A 15,366-nucleotide genomic window follows, 5' to 3' on the forward strand; every position below is an offset into this window, starting at 1 on the left:
TGAGCAGCGGGGCGGGCGCTCTTCCGGGAGCTCCCGCCCCGCTGTGCGTCATCCGGGGTCCGTGCATTCCAGGGTGCGCGAGGCGGGCAGCGCGGCCGACATCCACTGCCAGGCGGTGGCCCGGTCCTCACCGGTGAAGGAATTCACCCCCTCGCCCGGGAAGCGCGAGACGATCACGACCATGGGCCGGCCCGGCCGGAAGTAGTCCTCCTCCTCGCCCGGGACGAAGAACGAGGTCTCCCGCGGTCCCCGGTCAGGTTTGAGGTACCGGTCGACCGTCAGTACGACCCGTACGAGGCCGCCGACCCGTTCCGTCCGGCTGACCGTGCCGTCCGCGACGACCCGCGCGCAGGCCATCATTCCCTCCTCGCTCAGTTTGGCGTCGCCGTGCTCCCCGGACGGCTGGGCGACCGACCAGAGGATTCCGGTCCCGGCCAGGCACGCGGCGATCACCACAGAGGCGGCGAGCGCGAGTGGCCCCTTCCGTACCCACCGGGGACGCGAAGGCGTGAGGGTGCCCGGTGCGCCGTCCGGGGCGGCCAGGTGATCCCCGATGAGGTGCAGCTGCTCGCGGAGCACCGTCATGTCACGCCTCGCGGCGTCGTACCGCGCAGCGGCCGGTGCGTCGCCCGGGTCGGGCGCGGACTGCCCCAGCAGTACGGCCATCAGCTCGTCGGACCCGTCCGTGTCCATCGTCACACCACCTCGTCCGCGTGAACCCGCGCGAGCCGCTCGCGCATCGCTCGGGCCGCCGCGTGCAGGCGGCTCTTGACCGTTCCCTCCGGGATGCCCAGCTCCGCCGCGATCTGCGGTACCGAGAGGTCCGCGTAGAACCGCAGGACCAGGGCCTGGCGCTGTGGTGCCGGCAGTTCGTCCAGCCCCTCGGCCACCGTGAGAGCCAGCAGGCGGGCCTCCTGACCGCCCTCGGTGCCGGGGTCGGCCGGGCTCAGGGCGGCGAGCCGGGCGCCGACCCGTGCCTGCCGGTTCCTGCTCCGGTGCCAGTCGGCGGCCAGGTTCGTGGCGACCACGGCCGCCCAGGCGCCGATCTCGCGGGGGGCCTCCCGGCCGCTCGCCGAGCGCTCCAGGAGGCGCAGCCGTATCTGCTGCACACCGTCCTGCAGGTCGGAGTACGGAACTCCGCCCAGAGAAAGAACCGCCCTGACGCGGTTCACCTGTGCCGGGCCCAGGGGGTCGTCCCCCGCACCGGCCGCCTTCCTTCCCAGCAAGGAGTGCCTCCCCCTGAATGTGTTTCCCCTCTGACGCCGGAGCGCGGCAGAACGTTCGCCCGCCGCGGACCTCGCCGTCCGCCTGCCGGACAATGGATTGGACAAGGAAGCCGTGGACATACGCATCATGGAGTGGCAACCGTGCCCGTTCGTACGTTTGAAGGAGTCCCTGTGAAGGTCGGAATCGTCGGCGCCACCGGTCAGGTCGGCACAGTCATGCGCAGGATCCTGGCCGAGCGGAAGTTCCCCGTCGCCGAACTGCGGCTCTTCGCCTCCGCCCGCTCCGCGGGTTCCACGATCACGTACGAGGGCACGGACATCACCGTCGAGGACGCCTCAACGGCCGATTACACGGGTCTGGACATCGTGCTGTTCTCCGCGGGCGGCGCGACGTCGAAGGCCCTGGCCGAGAAGGTCGCCGCCCAGGGTGCCGTCGTGATCGACAACTCCTCCGCCTGGCGCAAGGACCCCGAGGTCCCGCTGGTGGTCTCCGAGGTCAACGCGCACGCGATCGGCAACCGCCCCAAGGGCATCATCGCCAACCCGAACTGCACGACGATGGCGGCCATGCCCGTGCTGCGCCCGCTGCACACGGAGGCAGGCCTGGAGACGCTGACCGTCGCCACGTACCAGGCGGTGTCGGGTTCCGGCGTCGCCGGTGTCGCGGAGCTGCACGGCCAGGTGTCCAAGGTCGTCGCCGACGCGGACAAGCTCACGCACGACGGCGGCGCGGTGGACTTCCCCGAGCCGGGTGTCTACAAGCGTCCGATCGCCTTCAACGTACTGCCGCTGGCCGGCTCGATCGTCGACGACGGTTCGTTCGAGACGGACGAGGAGCAGAAGCTCCGCAACGAGTCCCGCAAGATCCTGGAGATCCCGGAGCTCAAGGTGTCCGGCACCTGCGTCCGGGTCCCGGTCTTCTCCGGCCACTCCCTGCAGATCAATGCCCGCTTCGCCCGTCCGATCAGCGTCGAGCGCGCCTACGAGCTGCTGAAGGACGCCGAGGGTGTCGAGCTCTCGGAGATCCCGACCCCGCTCCAGGCGGCCGGCCAGGACGCCTCGTACGTGGGCCGCATCCGGGTCGACGAGACCGTCGAGCACGGCCTCGCGCTCTTCGTCTCCAACGACAACCTGCGCAAGGGCGCGGCGCTGAACGCGGTGCAGATCGCGGAGCTGGTGGCGGCGGAGCTGAAGGGCTGACCCTCCCCCTCGTGAAAGGGCGGCCCCGGTGTCCGGGGCCGCCCTTTTCGCATGCCTCAGAGGGCGAGGTGCCGCCGCAGGGCCGCGTCGATGTCCGTCATGCGCTGGCGGGGAACGGTACCCACCTGCCGTACGAACCGCTCCTCAGCCATCGCGCGTACCTGCTCGCACTGCACCTTGGAGTCCTTCGTCAGACCGGTCTCGCCAGCCTGCAACAGCACCTGGAAGGGGTAGATCCGAGCAACGTTCGAGGTCAGTGGTACGACGGTGACCACTCCTCGCCCCGTTCGCGCCACCACGGCGTTCGCTCCGTCGTTGGAGATGATCACCGACGGGCGGGCCTTGTTGGCCTCGCTGCCACGCACGGGCTCGTAGTCGACCAAATAGATATCACCGCGTTTCATCGGCGATCCCGTCCCCCGAGAACCGGTCCCAGAACGCGGCGTCCTCGCTCGCGTCCCACTCGGCGAAGGCGGCCTCGTAATCGGCCTCCAGGTTGGCGGAACGAAGCAACTCGATGGCGGCGTGTATCACCGCCGACCGGGAATCCGCTTCGGTCTTCGCGGCGTACTCGTCGACGAAGGCGACATCCTCCTGCGGCAAGCTCACACTGATCTTCATGCGCCCATCCTACCAAGGGTAGGAATAGGATGGCTACCGGAGTGAGTGAAGCGGGTACTACCCGCGTCGCACCTCGAAGTGGAAGCACCCGTACTCCACGGCCCGCACGTGCACCAGCGCCACCTCCGGGTCGGCGAAGGCTTCCGCGAGGGCCTCGTCGTAGCCACGCTCCTCGTCGGCCGGGATCTCCAGCAGGCGGCCGCCGACGATGTGGCCGTCCGCGTCGTAGCGGCGGACGGCGCGCAGCGCGCCCGCCCGCGAGAACGGGTAGCCGTCCGGGTCCGCCGTCGGCCCCTCGCACTCCTCGGCGTGGATGAAGACCGGGCCCTGCTCGTCGTACGCCCCCGGCCGGGCCCAGGTCTCCGCCGCCCAGCGCCTCAGCGGCGCGTACGAGACGAGGGCGATCCGCTCCCCCGGCCCGGCGGATCGCAGGCAGCAGCGCAGCGGTTCGCCCCCCTCGGTCGCCGTGTACGGGACGCAGGGCCGGTCCGCGTCGTCCGTCTTGCGGAGGCCGTCGAGGGCGATGGGGGCGATGGGTCGTGCCTCATAGGTGGTCATGCTCCGAGGGTGGCCCGAACGCCTCCACCGGTCCGGCGGAAAACGGACATCGCGCTGCGCGTACCCCACGTGGAAGGATGGCCAAAAACATCGCATATCAAGGAGATGACCGCGTGCCTGGCACGAATCTGACCCGCGAAGAGGCACAGGAGCGGGCGCGCCTGCTGACCGTGGACGCGTACGAGATCGATCTCGACCTCTCCGGAGCGCAGGAGGGCGGCTCCTACCGGTCCGTCACCACCGTGCGCTTCGACTCCGCAGAAGCCGGTGCGGAGACCTTCATCGACCTGGTCGCCCCGGCCGTGCACGATGTCGTACTGAACGGCAAGGCGCTGGACGTCGCCGCCGTCTTCCGCGACTCCCGGATCGCGCTGAAGCACCTGCAGGCGGGTACCAACGAGCTGAAGGTCGTCGCCGACTGCTCGTACACGAACACCGGTGAGGGACTGCACCGGTTCGTCGACCCGGTCGACGAGCAGGCCTACCTCTACACCCAGTTCGAGGTGCCGGACGCCCGCCGGGTGTTCGCCAGCTTCGAGCAGCCCGACCTGAAGGCGACCTTCACCTTCACCGTGAAGGCGCCGTCCGGCTGGACCGTGATCTCCAACTCGCCGACGCCGGAGCCCAAGGACGACATCTGGTCCTTCGAGCCGACGCCGCGTATCTCCACGTACATCACGGCCCTGATCGCCGGCCCGTACCACGCGGTGCACAGCAGCTACGAGAAGGACGGCCAGTCGGTGCCGCTCGGCATCTACTGCCGCCCGTCGCTCGCCGAGTACCTCGACGCGGACGACATCTTCGCGGTCACGCGGCAGGGCTTCGACTGGTTCCAGGAGAAGTTCGACTACGCGTACCCGTTCGCCAAGTACGACCAGCTCTTCGTCCCGGAGTTCAACGCCGGCGCGATGGAGAACGCGGGCGCGGTCACCATCCGCGACCAGTACGTGTTCCGTTCGAAGGTCACGGACGCGGCGTACGAGACGCGCGCGGAGACCATCCTCCACGAGCTGGCCCACATGTGGTTCGGCGACCTGGTCACCATGGAGTGGTGGAACGACCTCTGGCTGAACGAGTCGTTCGCCACGTACACCTCCATCGCGTGCCAGGCGGACGCCGAGGGATCGAAGTGGCCGCACTCCTGGACCACGTTCGCCAACTCCATGAAGACGTGGGCGTACCGGCAGGACCAGCTGCCCTCGACGCACCCGATCATGGCGGACATCCGGGACCTCGACGACGTCCTGGTGAACTTCGACGGGATCACGTACGCGAAGGGCGCCTCGGTCCTGAAGCAGCTCGTGGCGTACGTCGGCAAGGACGCGTTCTTCAAGGGCGTCCAGGCCTACTTCAAGGCGCACGCCTTCGGGAACACGCGCCTGTCCGACCTGCTGGGCGCACTGGAGGAGACCTCCGGCCGTGACCTGAAGACCTGGTCGAAGGCGTGGCTGGAGACGGCCGGCATCAACATCCTGCGCCCGGAGATCGAGACGGACGCGAACGGCCACGTCTCCTCCTTCACCGTTCTCCAGGAGGCCCCCGCCCTCCCGGCCGGCGCGAAGGGCGAGCCGACGCTGCGTCCGCACCGGATCGCGATCGGCTGCTACGACCTCGACGCGGCCGGGAAGCTGGTCCGGACGAACCGGATCGAGCTGGACGTGGACGGCGAGCGCACGACCGTGCCGTTCCCGGCGGACACGGCACGCCCGGCGGTCGTCCTGCTCAACGACGACGACCTCTCGTACGCGAAGGTCCGCCTCGACGAGGAGTCGCTGGCCGTCGTCACGGAGCACCTGGGCGACTTCGCCGAGTCCCTTCCCCGCGCCCTGAGCTGGGCCTCCGCCTGGGACATGACGCGGGACGGCGAGCTGGCGACGCGCGACTACCTGGCGCTGGTCCTCTCCGGGATCAGCAAGGAGACGGACATCGGTGTCGTCCAGTCGCTGCACCGCCAGGTGAAGCTGGCGCTGGACCTGTACGCGGCGCCCGAGTGGCGCGAGGCGGGTCTGACCCAGTGGACCGAGGCGACGCTCGCGCACCTGCGCGCGGCGGAGCCGGGCAGCGACCACCAGCTGGCCTGGGCCCGCGCCTTCGCGGCCACGGCCCGCAACCCCCAGCAGCTCGACCTGCTGCAGTCCCTGCTGGACGGCACGGAGGGCATCGAGGGCCTGGCCGTCGACACGGAGCTGCGCTGGGCGTTCGTGCAGCGGCTCGCCGCGACGGGCCTCCTGGACGAGGAGGAGATCGCCGCCGAGTACGAGCGCGACAGGACCGCCGCGGGCGAGCGCCACGCGGCGACCGCGCGTGCGGCGCAGCCGTCCGCGGAGGCGAAGGCCGAGGCGTGGGCCTCGGTCGTCGAGTCCGACAAGCTGCCGAACTCCCTCCAGGAGGCGGTCATCGGCGGTTTCGTCCAGACCGACCAGCGTGAGCTGCTCGCCCCGTACACGGAGAAGTTCTTCGCCGCGGTGAAGGACGTCTGGGACTCGCGCAGCCACGAGATGGCCCAGCAGATCGCGGTCGGCCTGTACCCGGCCCTCCAGGTCTCCGCGGCCACGCTGGACGCCACGGACGCCTGGCTGGACTCGGCCGGGCCGAGCGCGGCGCTGCGCCGGCTGATGTCGGAGTCCAGGGCGGGCGTCGAGCGCGCGCTCAGGGCTCAGGCGGCCGACTCGGCGGCAGCGACCGCGTAGGCGGTGGAAACCGCCCGGCGGGCAGGCGCTGTCGCGCAGCCGTCCGCCGGGCGGGGTCGGGGGGAGGGAGCCGGGGGCGCAGCCGTCAGCCGGCCGACTCCTCGTAGCGGCGGGCCAGTTCGGCCGCTCCCGCTTCCGTCGGCGTGCCGTGCAGGCGCATCCGGGCCACGCCGCCGTCGGGGAAGGTGTCGAGGCGGACGTGGGTGACCACGGCCTCGGCGTCCAGGACGAAGCGGTGCAGGGTGTCCGGCTGGAGCCGGGTGCGCGGGAGGATCTCGAACCACTCGCCCGTGTCGCCGTCCCGGCCGTGGAGGGCGATCCAGCCGGCCGCGTTGCCCTTGAGGCAGGCCGTGTCGATCTCGACCGCGCGCACCGCGCCCTGGGCGGGCAGCCGGAAGCGTACCCAGTCGTTCGTGTCGCGGACCCGGCGGCGGCGGTTCTCCCAGCCGTCGTCCATCTTGCGGGAGGTGCCGGGCAGGATGATCTGGGCCGGTGAGGAGTAGAAGCGGTCGGAGGCGTCCTCGTACGTACCGCCGTTGAGGATCGAGAGCAGGTCGACCGTGCCCAGCGCGGCGAGCCAGGCCGGGTCGGGGACGACCTCGCCGTGGACGCGGAGGCGGGCGATGCCGCCGTCGGGGTGCTGGCAGAGGCGGACGTGGGTGTAGCGCCGGTCGCCGGTGATCTCGAAGGCGTTGGCCGCGTGGCCACGCACGGGGGTCTGCGGGACGATCTCCTCCCACTTCACGTCGTCGGCGAGGAGCTGCTCGGGGCTCGGGGCGCCTTCGACGGCCGTCGCCTGGACCGAGACGCGCTGCGGGTAGTTGCCGCGGAAGTGGGCCGTGTCGACGACGATGCCGCGGATGATGCCGGGGGCGCCCAGCCGGACGATCGCCCAGTCGTGCTCCCCGGGGGCGGGGAAGGGGTGGTCCGCGTCCGCACCACGGCGGCGGCGGGTCTCCCAGCCGTCCATGATCTTGCCCTTGTGGCCGAAGCGCTCGGGGTCGAAGACGGCGGGTTCACGGATCAGGAGGTTCTCGCGCTCGGCGAAGAACTCGTCGTTGGCGGCGATCACGCCCGCGCCGAGGCGGCGGTCCGCGAGGTCGACGAGGTCGGTGAACGCGAGGCCGGTGGCGGTGCGGTAGTCGGCGTACGGGTCGCCGCCGCCGTAGGGGGCCGCGTCATTGGCGTGGGGGTCGGTGTCCTGGAATGTGCTCTCGTTCGCGTCGAAGGTCATGCGACGACTCTCGTACGGAGAGACCCATCAGGTCCATCGAAAGTTTTCGTACAGTTCGTTCAGTTCTGCTTAACAGCGACCTGCTCCAGCGCCGCCAGCACCCGTGCGACCGCCGGCCCCCGCTCGGCCCCCTGCCGTACCGCCGCCACCACATGGCGGCGCGGCCGGTCGGCGTCCAGGACCCGCATGGCCACACCCTCGCGCGGCCGGTCGGCGGCCGACGCCATGCGGGGAATCAGCGCGACGCCCATGCCCGCCTCCACCATGGCGAGGATCGCGGTCCAGCCGGACGCGCTGTGGGCCTGCTCGGGGACGAAGCCGGCCGCTTCGCAGGCGGCCGTCGTGATCTGCGACCAGGGGCCCGAACCGCCGAAGATCCAGGGCTCGGCGGCGAGGTCGGCCAGGCGCAGGCCCGGGGTGCCGGCGAGTGGGTGGGCCGCGGGCAGGGCCACGTCCAGCGGGTCGGCCAGGAGCGGAACGAGGGTGAAGCGGGGGTCGCGGGCCGTGGGCGCGTGCGCAGCCAGGGAGAGCGCGAGGTCCACCTCGCCCGCCGACAGCAGCTCGTACGCCTGTGCCGCCTCCGCCTCCCGTACGCGCACCTGGGGTGAGGGCCGGCGGTCGGCTGCCAGGAGCCGGACGGCCGGTACGACGAGGGCGGGGACGGCCGTCGAGAAGGCGCCGACCCGCACCTGGCCCGCCTCACCGCGCAGATAGCCCGTCAGCTCGGCGTCGGCCCGCTCCAGCTGGGCGAAGACCGCCTCGGCATGGCGCAGCACGAGGTGCGCGGCGTCGGTGAGCCGGACACGGCGGCCCTGCGCCTCCAGCAGGGGCACGCCGAGCTGCTTGGCCAGGTTCGTCAGCTGCTGCGAGACGGCCGACGGGGTCATCAGGAGAGCCTCGGCCGTCGCGGTCACCGTGCCCCGGTCGCGCAGGGTGCGCAGGATGCGGAGCTTCTTGACGTCCCACTCGGTCATGGCCGAAACCTACCGGGATCCGGACATGCGAGTGCGCCGCGCGGTACCGCGTACCGGCGGCGCACCCGTGAGGAGCGGTGTGGCGAGAGGTGCTAGGCCTGCTTCTTGGACTTGTCGAGGACCATGACGAGGCCCACGATCACCAGGAACAGGACGATGGGCGCCGCGACGAAGAGACCGAGGGTCTCCATCACGTTCAGCCCCGGACCCGGGTCGTCACCGTCGTCGCGGGTGAGAGCGAGCGCGGGGGACGACATGAGCAGCATCATCAGCGTCGTACCGGCCGCGACGGCGCCGGCGCGCATAGCGTTCTTCTTGTCCACGGTGCAAACGTAGCGAACGCCTGGGAGCGGCGCGCGCCCGGGGGTGCCGTACAGGCCCTACGGCCGGTCCGCGCCAGGTCTCAGAACCTCCATCAGCCGGTGCAGCCGGGGCGATGCGGCGATCTCCTCCAGCGTGACCGGATGGCCCTCCGCATCGGCGATGGGCAGACGCCAGTTGGGGTACTGGTCCCAGGTTCCGGGGAGATTCTGCGGGCGGCGGTCGCCCACGGTGTCCGGGAGCCAGACCCCTGCCATCCGGGCAGGGGTGAGCAGCAGGAAGCGGTGGACGGCGCGCACGGCGGCCTCCTCGTCGCCGTCGCCCTCGGGCAGCAGCCGGAGCCGCGCCAGATAGGCCAGCCACTCGGCGGTGTCCGTGGCGTCCTCGGCGAGCTCCTGCTCCAGGGGGCGGGTGAGCAGTCCCAGCCGGTGGCGCAGCGTCACGTGCTCACCCGTCAGCCGGGCGGCGGTGGACGGCAGGTCGTGGGTGGTGGCGGTGGCCACGCAGTCCCGGCGCCAGCGCTCGGGGGGCAGCGGGCGTCTGGTGCCGTCCCAGTCACGCTCGAACCAGAGCACGGACGTGCCGAGCACCCCGCGCCGGGCCAGCGCCTCGCGCACTCCGGGCTCGACGGTCCCCAGGTCCTCCCCTATGACGACGGCACCCGCACGGTGCGCTTCCAGGACGAGGACGGCGAGCATCGCCTCGGCGTCGTGGCTGACATAGGTGCCCTCGGTGGGCGGGCTGCCCTCGGGCACCCACCAGAGCCGGAACAGGCCCATGACGTGGTCGATGCGCAGTGCGCCCGCATGGGCGAGGAGACCGCGCAGGAGGCCGCGGTAGGGGGCGTAGCCGGACGCGGCGAGCGCGTCGGGGCGCCAGGGCGGCAGCCCCCAGTCCTGGCCGTGCGCGTTGAAGGCGTCCGGGGGCGCTCCGACGGACATGCCGTGCGCGAAGGCGTCCTGCTGGGCCCATGCGTCGGCCCCGTCGGGGTGGACGCCGACCGCGAGGTCGTGGACGATCCCGACGGCCATCCCGGAGTCCCGCGCGGCGCTCTGGGCCGCGGCGAGCTGGGTGTCCGTCAGCCAGGCGAGCCGGCAGTGGAAGTCGACCCGGTCCAGGAGATCGGTGCGGGCGCGGGCGCTCTGCGGGGAGCGCGGGTCACGGAGCCCCTCGGGCCAGCCGCGCCAGTCGGAGCCGTGCACCTCGGCCAGGGCGCACCACAGGGCGTGGTCCTCCAGGGCCTGCCCCTGCGCGGCCAGGAAGTCGCAGTAGGCGGCGCGGCGGCCGGGGGTCAGGGGGACCTGGACGATGAGTTCCAGGGCCTGCTTCTTGAGCTCCCAGACGGCGTCCCGGTCGATGAGCGCCCCCTTGTTCAGGACGGCCTCGCAGAGTGACGCGGCGTCCTGGCGCAGGTCGTCGAGCGTCGCCCTGTCCGATACGTGCCCGTACTCCGGCACCGACTCGATGTGCAGGTGTACGGGGTCGGGGAAGCGCCGCGAGGAGGGGCGGTAGGGGGACGGGTCGGTGGGCCTGCCGGGCACGGCGGCGTGCAGCGGGTTGACCTGGACGAAGCCGGCCTGCAGGGTCCGTCCGGACCAGGCGGCGAGGTCGGCCAGGTCCGCCAGGTCACCCATGCCCCAGGACCGGGCGGAGAGCAGCGAGTAGAGCTGGACGAGGAAGCCGTGCGTGCGTGCGGGCGGCTGGGGTACGCGGTCCGGTGCGACGACGAGCGTGGCCGTGGCGTAGCGGTGGTCCGGGGCACGGACGGTCAGCCGGTGGACGCCCAGGGGCGGTTCGCTCCACCAGGAGGGCGTACTCGGCGCGTTCCCGGCCCGGGGTGCCGCGACGGCCCCCGGGACCTTCATCCGCAGCGGGGGCGGCGCCTCGGTGCTTCCCGGTGCGCTCTCGGGCTCGATCGTCAGGGTCGCGCCGGGCGGCAGCGCGGCCAGGGCGGGCGGCAGCGGCTCCCCGGCCCAGGTCACCACCGTCGGCGGGAGCAGGCGGGAGGCCGCTGCCGATTCGGCGGCGACGAGTGATCTCCCCACCCCCGCGGGGGTGGCGGCGTCGACGCCCAGCGCGGCGAGCACGGCCTTGACCGTGTCGTCGGGGACGGACACCGTGACATCCGCGGACGGGGAGAAGGAGGTGGCGACGCCGTGCAGTGCGGCGAGCCGGGACAAGCCCATTCAGACTCCTGGGGACTCCATGCCCCCTGCGGTGCCGGGTGCTGTCGGCTCGCTGGTCAGAGGGGCGACGGCGGCGAGCGGTGGCTCGCTCGTGAGCGGGGTGGCATCGGCGAGCGGAGGCTCGCTGGTCAGCGGGGCGTCATCGGCGAAGCCCTGCTCGCCGACGAGGTGGGAGACGTCGGCGAGCGGCAGCTGGCTGATCATGAGGGGCGCGACATCGGTCAGGGGCGGTTCGCTGGTCAGCGGATCACCGGTCAGCGGATCAGGACCCGTGGAGCTCGGTACCTGTTTGGAGAGGGCGGAGAGCAGAAGCTGCGCGGAAGCGGGCACGGTGGCCTCCTGGCCGTGGACAACAGGACACAGCAGGCCTACCCAGCGGGCGCGGGAGCAGGCGTGGACGTGACGTAGGCGTTATGACAACGAGCCCAACGTGCCGTGGGTCACATACCGTTCCCGCGTACGTCGGGTATGGGCTGTTTTCGGCCACCCGACGCCCTTCCGTCGATACGCGCCGACCGCATCATGCGACACATCCGGCATATACGTCACAACGGCCACGCGCATTGACACCCTCGCGCCCGGGTGGTGGGCTCGGAGCCCACGGGCGGGACGAAGGGAGAACGGCGTGCAGTTCGGGCGCAGAAGGCGTGCGACGGCCGTCGCCGTCGCCGTGATCGGCGGACTGCTCGGCTCGGCCGCACCGGCAGCGCTCGCGGCCCCCGTCGTCCCCGGCACACCCGCCGCGACCACACCCGACCGCGCCGACGGAACACAGCTGCCCTCCGTCTGGCCACGGCCCCAGGCGATCAAGGCGTCCGGCCGGGCCGTGCCCCTCGGCACGGAGGTCACCCTCCTCGCCGACGCGCAGGCCGACCGCCATGCCGTGGCCGCGCTCAGGAAGGTCCTGGGCGACGCCGGAGTGCGGATCGTGCACCACGCCCTGCCGGGCCGCGGCCCGGTGATCAGGCTGGGCGGTACGGGCGCCGGTCAGGCACTGCGGGACCTGTCCGCGCCCGAGCGCGCCGACCTTCCGTCCGGCGGCTACCGCATCGCCGTGGGCGAGGTGCGGGGCCGTTCCACCGTCGCCCTGGACGGCATCGGCGAGGACGGCCTCTTCCACGGCGTCCAGACCCTGCGCCAGCTCATCAGCAACGGCACCGTCGCCCCGGCCGTGGTCCGCGACTGGCCGGGCACCGCCGTGCGGGGAATGGCCGAGGGGTTCTACGGACAGCCGTGGACCCGCGAGGAGCGGCTCGCCCAGATCGCCTTCATGGGACGCACGAAGCAGAACCGCTATCTCTACGCGGCCGGCGACGACCCCTACCGGCAGGCCCGCTGGCGCGACCCGTATCCCGCCGAGCGGCGGGCGGACTTCCGGGCGCTGGCCGAGAGGGCGCGAGCCGAGCATGTGACGCTCGGCTGGGCCGTATCCCCCGGGCAGGCGATGTGCATGGCGTCCGACGCGGACGTCAAGGCGCTGACACGGAAGATCGACGCGATGTGGGCGCTGGGCGTCCGGGTCTTCCAGCTGCAGTTCCAGGACGTGAGCTACAGCGAGTGGCACTGCGACCGGGACGCGGAGACGTTCGGCAGCGGCCCGCGGGCGGCGGCCGGCGCCCAGGCGAGGGTCGCGAGCGCGGTCGCCCGGCATCTGGCGGAGCGCCACCCGGGCGCGGAGCCGCTGTCGGTGATGCCGACCGAGTACTACCAGGACGGTGCCACCGACTACCGCACCGCGCTCGCCGCCGAGCTGGACGACCGGGTGCAGGTGGCCTGGACCGGGGTCGGCGTCGTACCGAAGACCATCACCGGGCGTGAGCTGGCCGGCGCGCGGGCCGCCTTCCGTCATCCGCTGGTCACCATGGACAACTACCCGGTCAACGACTACGCGCAGGACCGGATCTTCCTCGGTCCGTACACCGGCCGGGACCCGGCCGTGGCGAGCGGCTCCGCGGCGCTGCTGGCCAACGCGATGGAGCAGTCGTCGGCCTCCCGCATTCCGCTCTTCACGGCAGCGGACTTCGCCTGGAACCCGAAGGGGTACCGGCCCCAGGAGTCCTGGCAGGCGGCGATAGACGACCTGGCGGGCGCCGACGCCGACACCCGGGCGGCACTGCGTGCGCTGGCCGGCAACAGCGCCACATCGGTGCTCGGGGGCGACGAGTCCGCCTATCTGCAGCCGCTGTTCGCCGCGTTCTGGGCATCACGTGCGACGGCGAACGCGACGGCCCGTGACGACGCGGCGCGCGAGCTGCGGGCGGCGTTCTCCGTGATGCGCCGGGCCCCGCAGCAGCTGAGGACCCCGGCGAACGGACGGCTGGACGACGAGGTGCGCCCGTGGACCGAGCAGCTGGCCCGGTACGGCCGTGCGGGTGAGCTCGCCGTCGACCTCCTGCAGGCGCAGGCGCGCGGCGACGGAGCGGCCGCCTGGAAGGCACAGCTGGCGCTGGAGGCGCTGCGCAAGGAGATCGGGGCGAGCGGCGCGACGCTCGGCAAGGGCGTGCTCGGCCCGTTCCTGGACCGGGTCCGCAAGGAGGCCGACGGCTGGAACGGCACCGACCGCGATGCGGGCACAGTGAGCCGGGACACGAACAGCTATACGGTCCGCCTGGACCGTGCCCGCCCGGTCCAGGCCGTCACCACGCTGACCGCGCCGGGCAGCGGGGCCGCGGGCGCGGTCCTGGAGGCCCATGTGCCGGGCGAGGGCTGGCGCGGCCTCGGCCCGCTGTCGACAGCAGGCTGGACGCACACGCCGGCGACGGGCCTGCGGGCGGACGCGCTCCGGGTCACCGTCCCGGCGGCCCGCCCCGTCCTCACCGGGCCCCTGGCCCCGGGTGTCATGAGCGCGCCCCCGGTCGTGGCGGGTACGGGACTCGACTCCGCGGCCGTGCGTGCGCTCGTGCCGTGGTTCGGTGACGAGCCGGCTGCCCGGCTCGATCTCGTACGCGGCGAGACGGACGCCGTGATCGGCGGCGGTCCGCAACGTGTCGAGGCACGGCTGGCCGGCGGGCGCCCCGCCGAGGTGAAGGGGTCCCTGACCGCGAAAGCGCCCAAGGGCATCAAGGTGACGGTGCCGAAGCAGACGACGGTGCCGCGTGGTTCCCGTACGGACGTCCCGGTGGACATCACCGTCCCCGCGGACACCCCGGCCGGCGAGTACGAGGTGCCGCTGAGCTTCGGCGGCGAGGAGAGCACCCTGACGGTGCGGGCCTACCCGCGCACCGCGGGCCCGGATCTGGCGCGTACGGCCACGGCTTCCTCATCCGGCGACGAGACCCCGGACTTCCCCGCCTCGGCGGCCTCGGACGGCGATCCAGGGACGCGCTGGTCCTCGCCCGTGGAGGACGGCGCCTGGTGGCAGACCGAGCTGCCCCGGCCCGTCAGGCTGGGCCAGGTGGTGCTGCACTGGCAGGACGCGTACGCCTCCCGCTACCGCGTCCAGGTCTCCGCGGACGGCCGCACCTGGCGTACGGCGGCGACCGTGCGGGAGGGCGGCGGCGGGCGCGAATCGGTCCGGATGGACGCGAAGGACACCCGCTTCATCAGGGTGCAGGGCGACGGCCGGGCCACGCAGTACGGCTACTCGCTGTGGTCGGTGGAGGCCTACGCCGTGGCCGAGTAGCGTGGCGGGCCTCCGGGCCCACCCCGCTACCTGTCCCGGGACGACAGAGGCCCGGGTTCTCAGGCGGAAACGCCATCGATCCGGGCCATCACGTCGTCCGCGCCGAACGGTTGCAAGTAGGGCAGCCAGCGCGGATCGCGGTGCCCGGTCCCGATGATCCGCCAGGCCAGGCCGCTGGGCGGGGCGGGCGCGTGGCGCAGCCGCCAGCCGAGCTCGGGCAGGTGGCGGTCGGCCTTGACGTGGTTGCAGCGGCGGCAGGCCGCCACCACGTTGTCCCAGGCGTGCTGTCCGCCGCGGCTGCGCGGAATGACGTGGTCGACGCTGGTCGCGGCGGCACCGCAGTACATGCAGCGGCCGCCGTCCCTGGCGAAGAGCGCCCGGCGGGTCAGGGGAACGGGCCCCCGGTAGGGAACCCGTACGAATCGCTTGAGGCGGACGACGCTGGGCGCCGGCACGGCACGGGTGGCACTGTGCATGAAGGCGCCGGACTCCTCGAGGCAGATGGCCTTGTTCTCGAGGACGAGGACGAGCGCGCGGCGGAGCGGTACGACGCCGAGGGGCTCGTACGACGCGTTGAGAACCAGGACATGCGGCACGGTGGATGCCTCCTTGTACGCCGGCGGCGCGTGGCTCGCGCCGGGACGATCCGATCTCAGTCTCTCCTCATGCCTGGTAGAAGCGCCACCACGTCCGGGTAACGGGCCCGAGGGATTTTTCTCACCACCGGCCGGACG

13 protein-coding genes and 1 pseudogene are annotated in these 15,366 nt (G+C 72.4%); 3 read left to right on the plus strand and 11 right to left on the minus strand.

Annotation, left to right across the window (positions count from 1 at the left end; all coding sequences use genetic code 11):
- Positions 1 to 48 precede the first annotated feature (48 nt).
- Both ACFQ6X_RS17540 and ACFQ6X_RS17545 read right to left on the minus strand, forming a co-directional pair.
- A complete protein-coding gene (locus ACFQ6X_RS17540; RefSeq protein WP_383182353.1) occupies positions 49 to 693 on the minus strand; it encodes a hypothetical protein in 645 nt (214 codons plus the stop codon).
- A 2-nt stretch (positions 694 to 695) separates the two neighbouring features.
- On the minus strand, positions 696 to 1,226 hold the full coding sequence (locus tag ACFQ6X_RS17545) for an RNA polymerase sigma factor (protein WP_383182355.1): 531 nt from the start codon (positions 1,224 to 1,226) through the stop codon (positions 696 to 698).
- A 171-nt stretch (positions 1,227 to 1,397) separates the two neighbouring features.
- On the opposite strand from ACFQ6X_RS17545, the gene ACFQ6X_RS17550 reads away from it, so the two are divergent.
- Positions 1,398 to 2,426: an aspartate-semialdehyde dehydrogenase gene (locus ACFQ6X_RS17550; protein WP_383182357.1), complete on the plus strand. Its 1,029-nt coding sequence runs from the start codon at positions 1,398 to 1,400 to the stop codon at positions 2,424 to 2,426.
- A gap of 56 nt (positions 2,427 to 2,482) precedes the next feature.
- Here the strand turns inward: ACFQ6X_RS17550 and ACFQ6X_RS17555 are convergent, their stop codons facing one another.
- The 3 genes from ACFQ6X_RS17555 to ACFQ6X_RS17565 are packed head-to-tail and all read right to left on the minus strand — an operon-like array spanning position 2,483 to position 3,605.
- On the minus strand, positions 2,483 to 2,830 hold the full coding sequence (locus tag ACFQ6X_RS17555; protein ID WP_383182359.1) for a type II toxin-antitoxin system PemK/MazF family toxin: 348 nt from the start codon (positions 2,828 to 2,830) through the stop codon (positions 2,483 to 2,485).
- A complete protein-coding gene (locus tag ACFQ6X_RS17560) occupies positions 2,817 to 3,047 on the minus strand; it encodes a type II toxin-antitoxin system ParD family antitoxin (RefSeq protein ID WP_383182361.1) in 231 nt (76 codons plus the stop codon). Before ACFQ6X_RS17560 ends, ACFQ6X_RS17555 begins: the two co-directional genes overlap by 14 nt.
- A gap of 57 nt (positions 3,048 to 3,104) precedes the next feature.
- The gene (locus ACFQ6X_RS17565) at positions 3,105 to 3,605 is read right to left on the minus strand and encodes a DUF1203 domain-containing protein (protein ID WP_383182363.1); all 501 of its coding nucleotides are present in this window, start codon (positions 3,603 to 3,605) and stop codon (positions 3,105 to 3,107) included.
- A 113-nt stretch (positions 3,606 to 3,718) separates the two neighbouring features.
- Here ACFQ6X_RS17565 and pepN point away from each other — a divergent pair, with 113 nt between their 5' ends.
- Positions 3,719 to 6,295 carry an aminopeptidase N gene (gene pepN, locus ACFQ6X_RS17570; protein WP_383182364.1) on the plus strand — a complete coding sequence of 859 codons (2,577 nt, stop codon included), beginning with the start codon at positions 3,719 to 3,721 and terminating at the stop codon, positions 6,293 to 6,295.
- 85 nt (positions 6,296 to 6,380) lie between these two features.
- On the opposite strand, the gene alc is transcribed toward pepN, so the two are convergent.
- The 5 genes and pseudogenes from alc to ACFQ6X_RS17595 form a co-directional block, all read right to left on the minus strand.
- Positions 6,381 to 7,529: an allantoicase gene (gene alc, locus ACFQ6X_RS17575; RefSeq protein WP_383182366.1), complete on the minus strand. Its 1,149-nt coding sequence runs from the start codon at positions 7,527 to 7,529 to the stop codon at positions 6,381 to 6,383.
- Positions 7,530 to 7,588: 59 nt separating this feature from the next.
- Entirely contained in the window at positions 7,589 to 8,503 is a 915-nt protein-coding gene (locus ACFQ6X_RS17580; protein ID WP_383182368.1) for a LysR family transcriptional regulator, read from the minus strand.
- Positions 8,504 to 8,595: 92 nt separating this feature from the next.
- Positions 8,596 to 8,808: a hypothetical protein gene (locus ACFQ6X_RS17585; protein WP_383182575.1), complete on the minus strand. Its 213-nt coding sequence runs from the start codon at positions 8,806 to 8,808 to the stop codon at positions 8,596 to 8,598.
- Positions 8,772 to 11,010, minus strand: a pseudogene (gene malQ / locus ACFQ6X_RS17590) (4-alpha-glucanotransferase). Before malQ ends, ACFQ6X_RS17585 begins: the two are co-directional and overlap by 37 nt.
- Positions 11,011 to 11,340, minus strand: coding sequence for a hypothetical protein (locus ACFQ6X_RS17595; RefSeq protein ID WP_383182370.1), 330 nt, complete (start codon positions 11,338 to 11,340; stop codon positions 11,011 to 11,013). It abuts the pseudogene before it with no gap.
- A 295-nt stretch (positions 11,341 to 11,635) separates the two neighbouring features.
- Here ACFQ6X_RS17595 and ACFQ6X_RS17600 point away from each other — a divergent pair, with 295 nt between their 5' ends.
- Complete coding sequence (locus ACFQ6X_RS17600; protein ID WP_383182372.1) at positions 11,636 to 14,632, plus strand: beta-N-acetylglucosaminidase domain-containing protein; 2,997 nt, start codon at positions 11,636 to 11,638, stop codon at positions 14,630 to 14,632.
- Positions 14,633 to 14,691: 59 nt separating this feature from the next.
- On the opposite strand, the gene ACFQ6X_RS17605 is transcribed toward ACFQ6X_RS17600, so the two are convergent.
- A complete protein-coding gene (locus ACFQ6X_RS17605) occupies positions 14,692 to 15,228 on the minus strand; it encodes an HNH endonuclease (protein ID WP_329211031.1) in 537 nt (178 codons plus the stop codon).
- Positions 15,229 to 15,366 lie beyond the last annotated feature (138 nt).

Origin of the sequence: Streptomyces sp. NPDC056452 (genome assembly GCF_042796085.1) — a bacterium.
Taxonomy (GTDB): Bacteria; Actinomycetota; Actinomycetes; order Streptomycetales; family Streptomycetaceae; genus Streptomyces.

Bases quoted from the DNA above. Each gene is read 5' to 3' on its own strand.
- ACFQ6X_RS17540 (WP_383182353.1), bottom strand. From the start codon at position 693: ATGGACACGGACGGGTCCGACGAGCTGATGGCCGTACTGCTGGGGCAG.
- ACFQ6X_RS17555 (WP_383182359.1), bottom strand. From the start codon at position 2,830: ATGAAACGCGGTGATATCTATTTGGTCGACTACGAGCCCGTGCGTGGC.
- ACFQ6X_RS17560 (WP_383182361.1), bottom strand. From the start codon at position 3,047: ATGAAGATCAGTGTGAGCTTGCCGCAGGAGGATGTCGCCTTCGTCGAC.
- ACFQ6X_RS17565 (WP_383182363.1), bottom strand. From the start codon at position 3,605: ATGACCACCTATGAGGCACGACCCATCGCCCCCATCGCCCTCGACGGC.
- alc (WP_383182366.1), bottom strand. From the start codon at position 7,529: ATGACCTTCGACGCGAACGAGAGCACATTCCAGGACACCGACCCCCAC.
- ACFQ6X_RS17580 (WP_383182368.1), bottom strand. From the start codon at position 8,503: ATGACCGAGTGGGACGTCAAGAAGCTCCGCATCCTGCGCACCCTGCGC.
- ACFQ6X_RS17585 (WP_383182575.1), bottom strand. From the start codon at position 8,808: ATGCGCGCCGGCGCCGTCGCGGCCGGTACGACGCTGATGATGCTGCTC.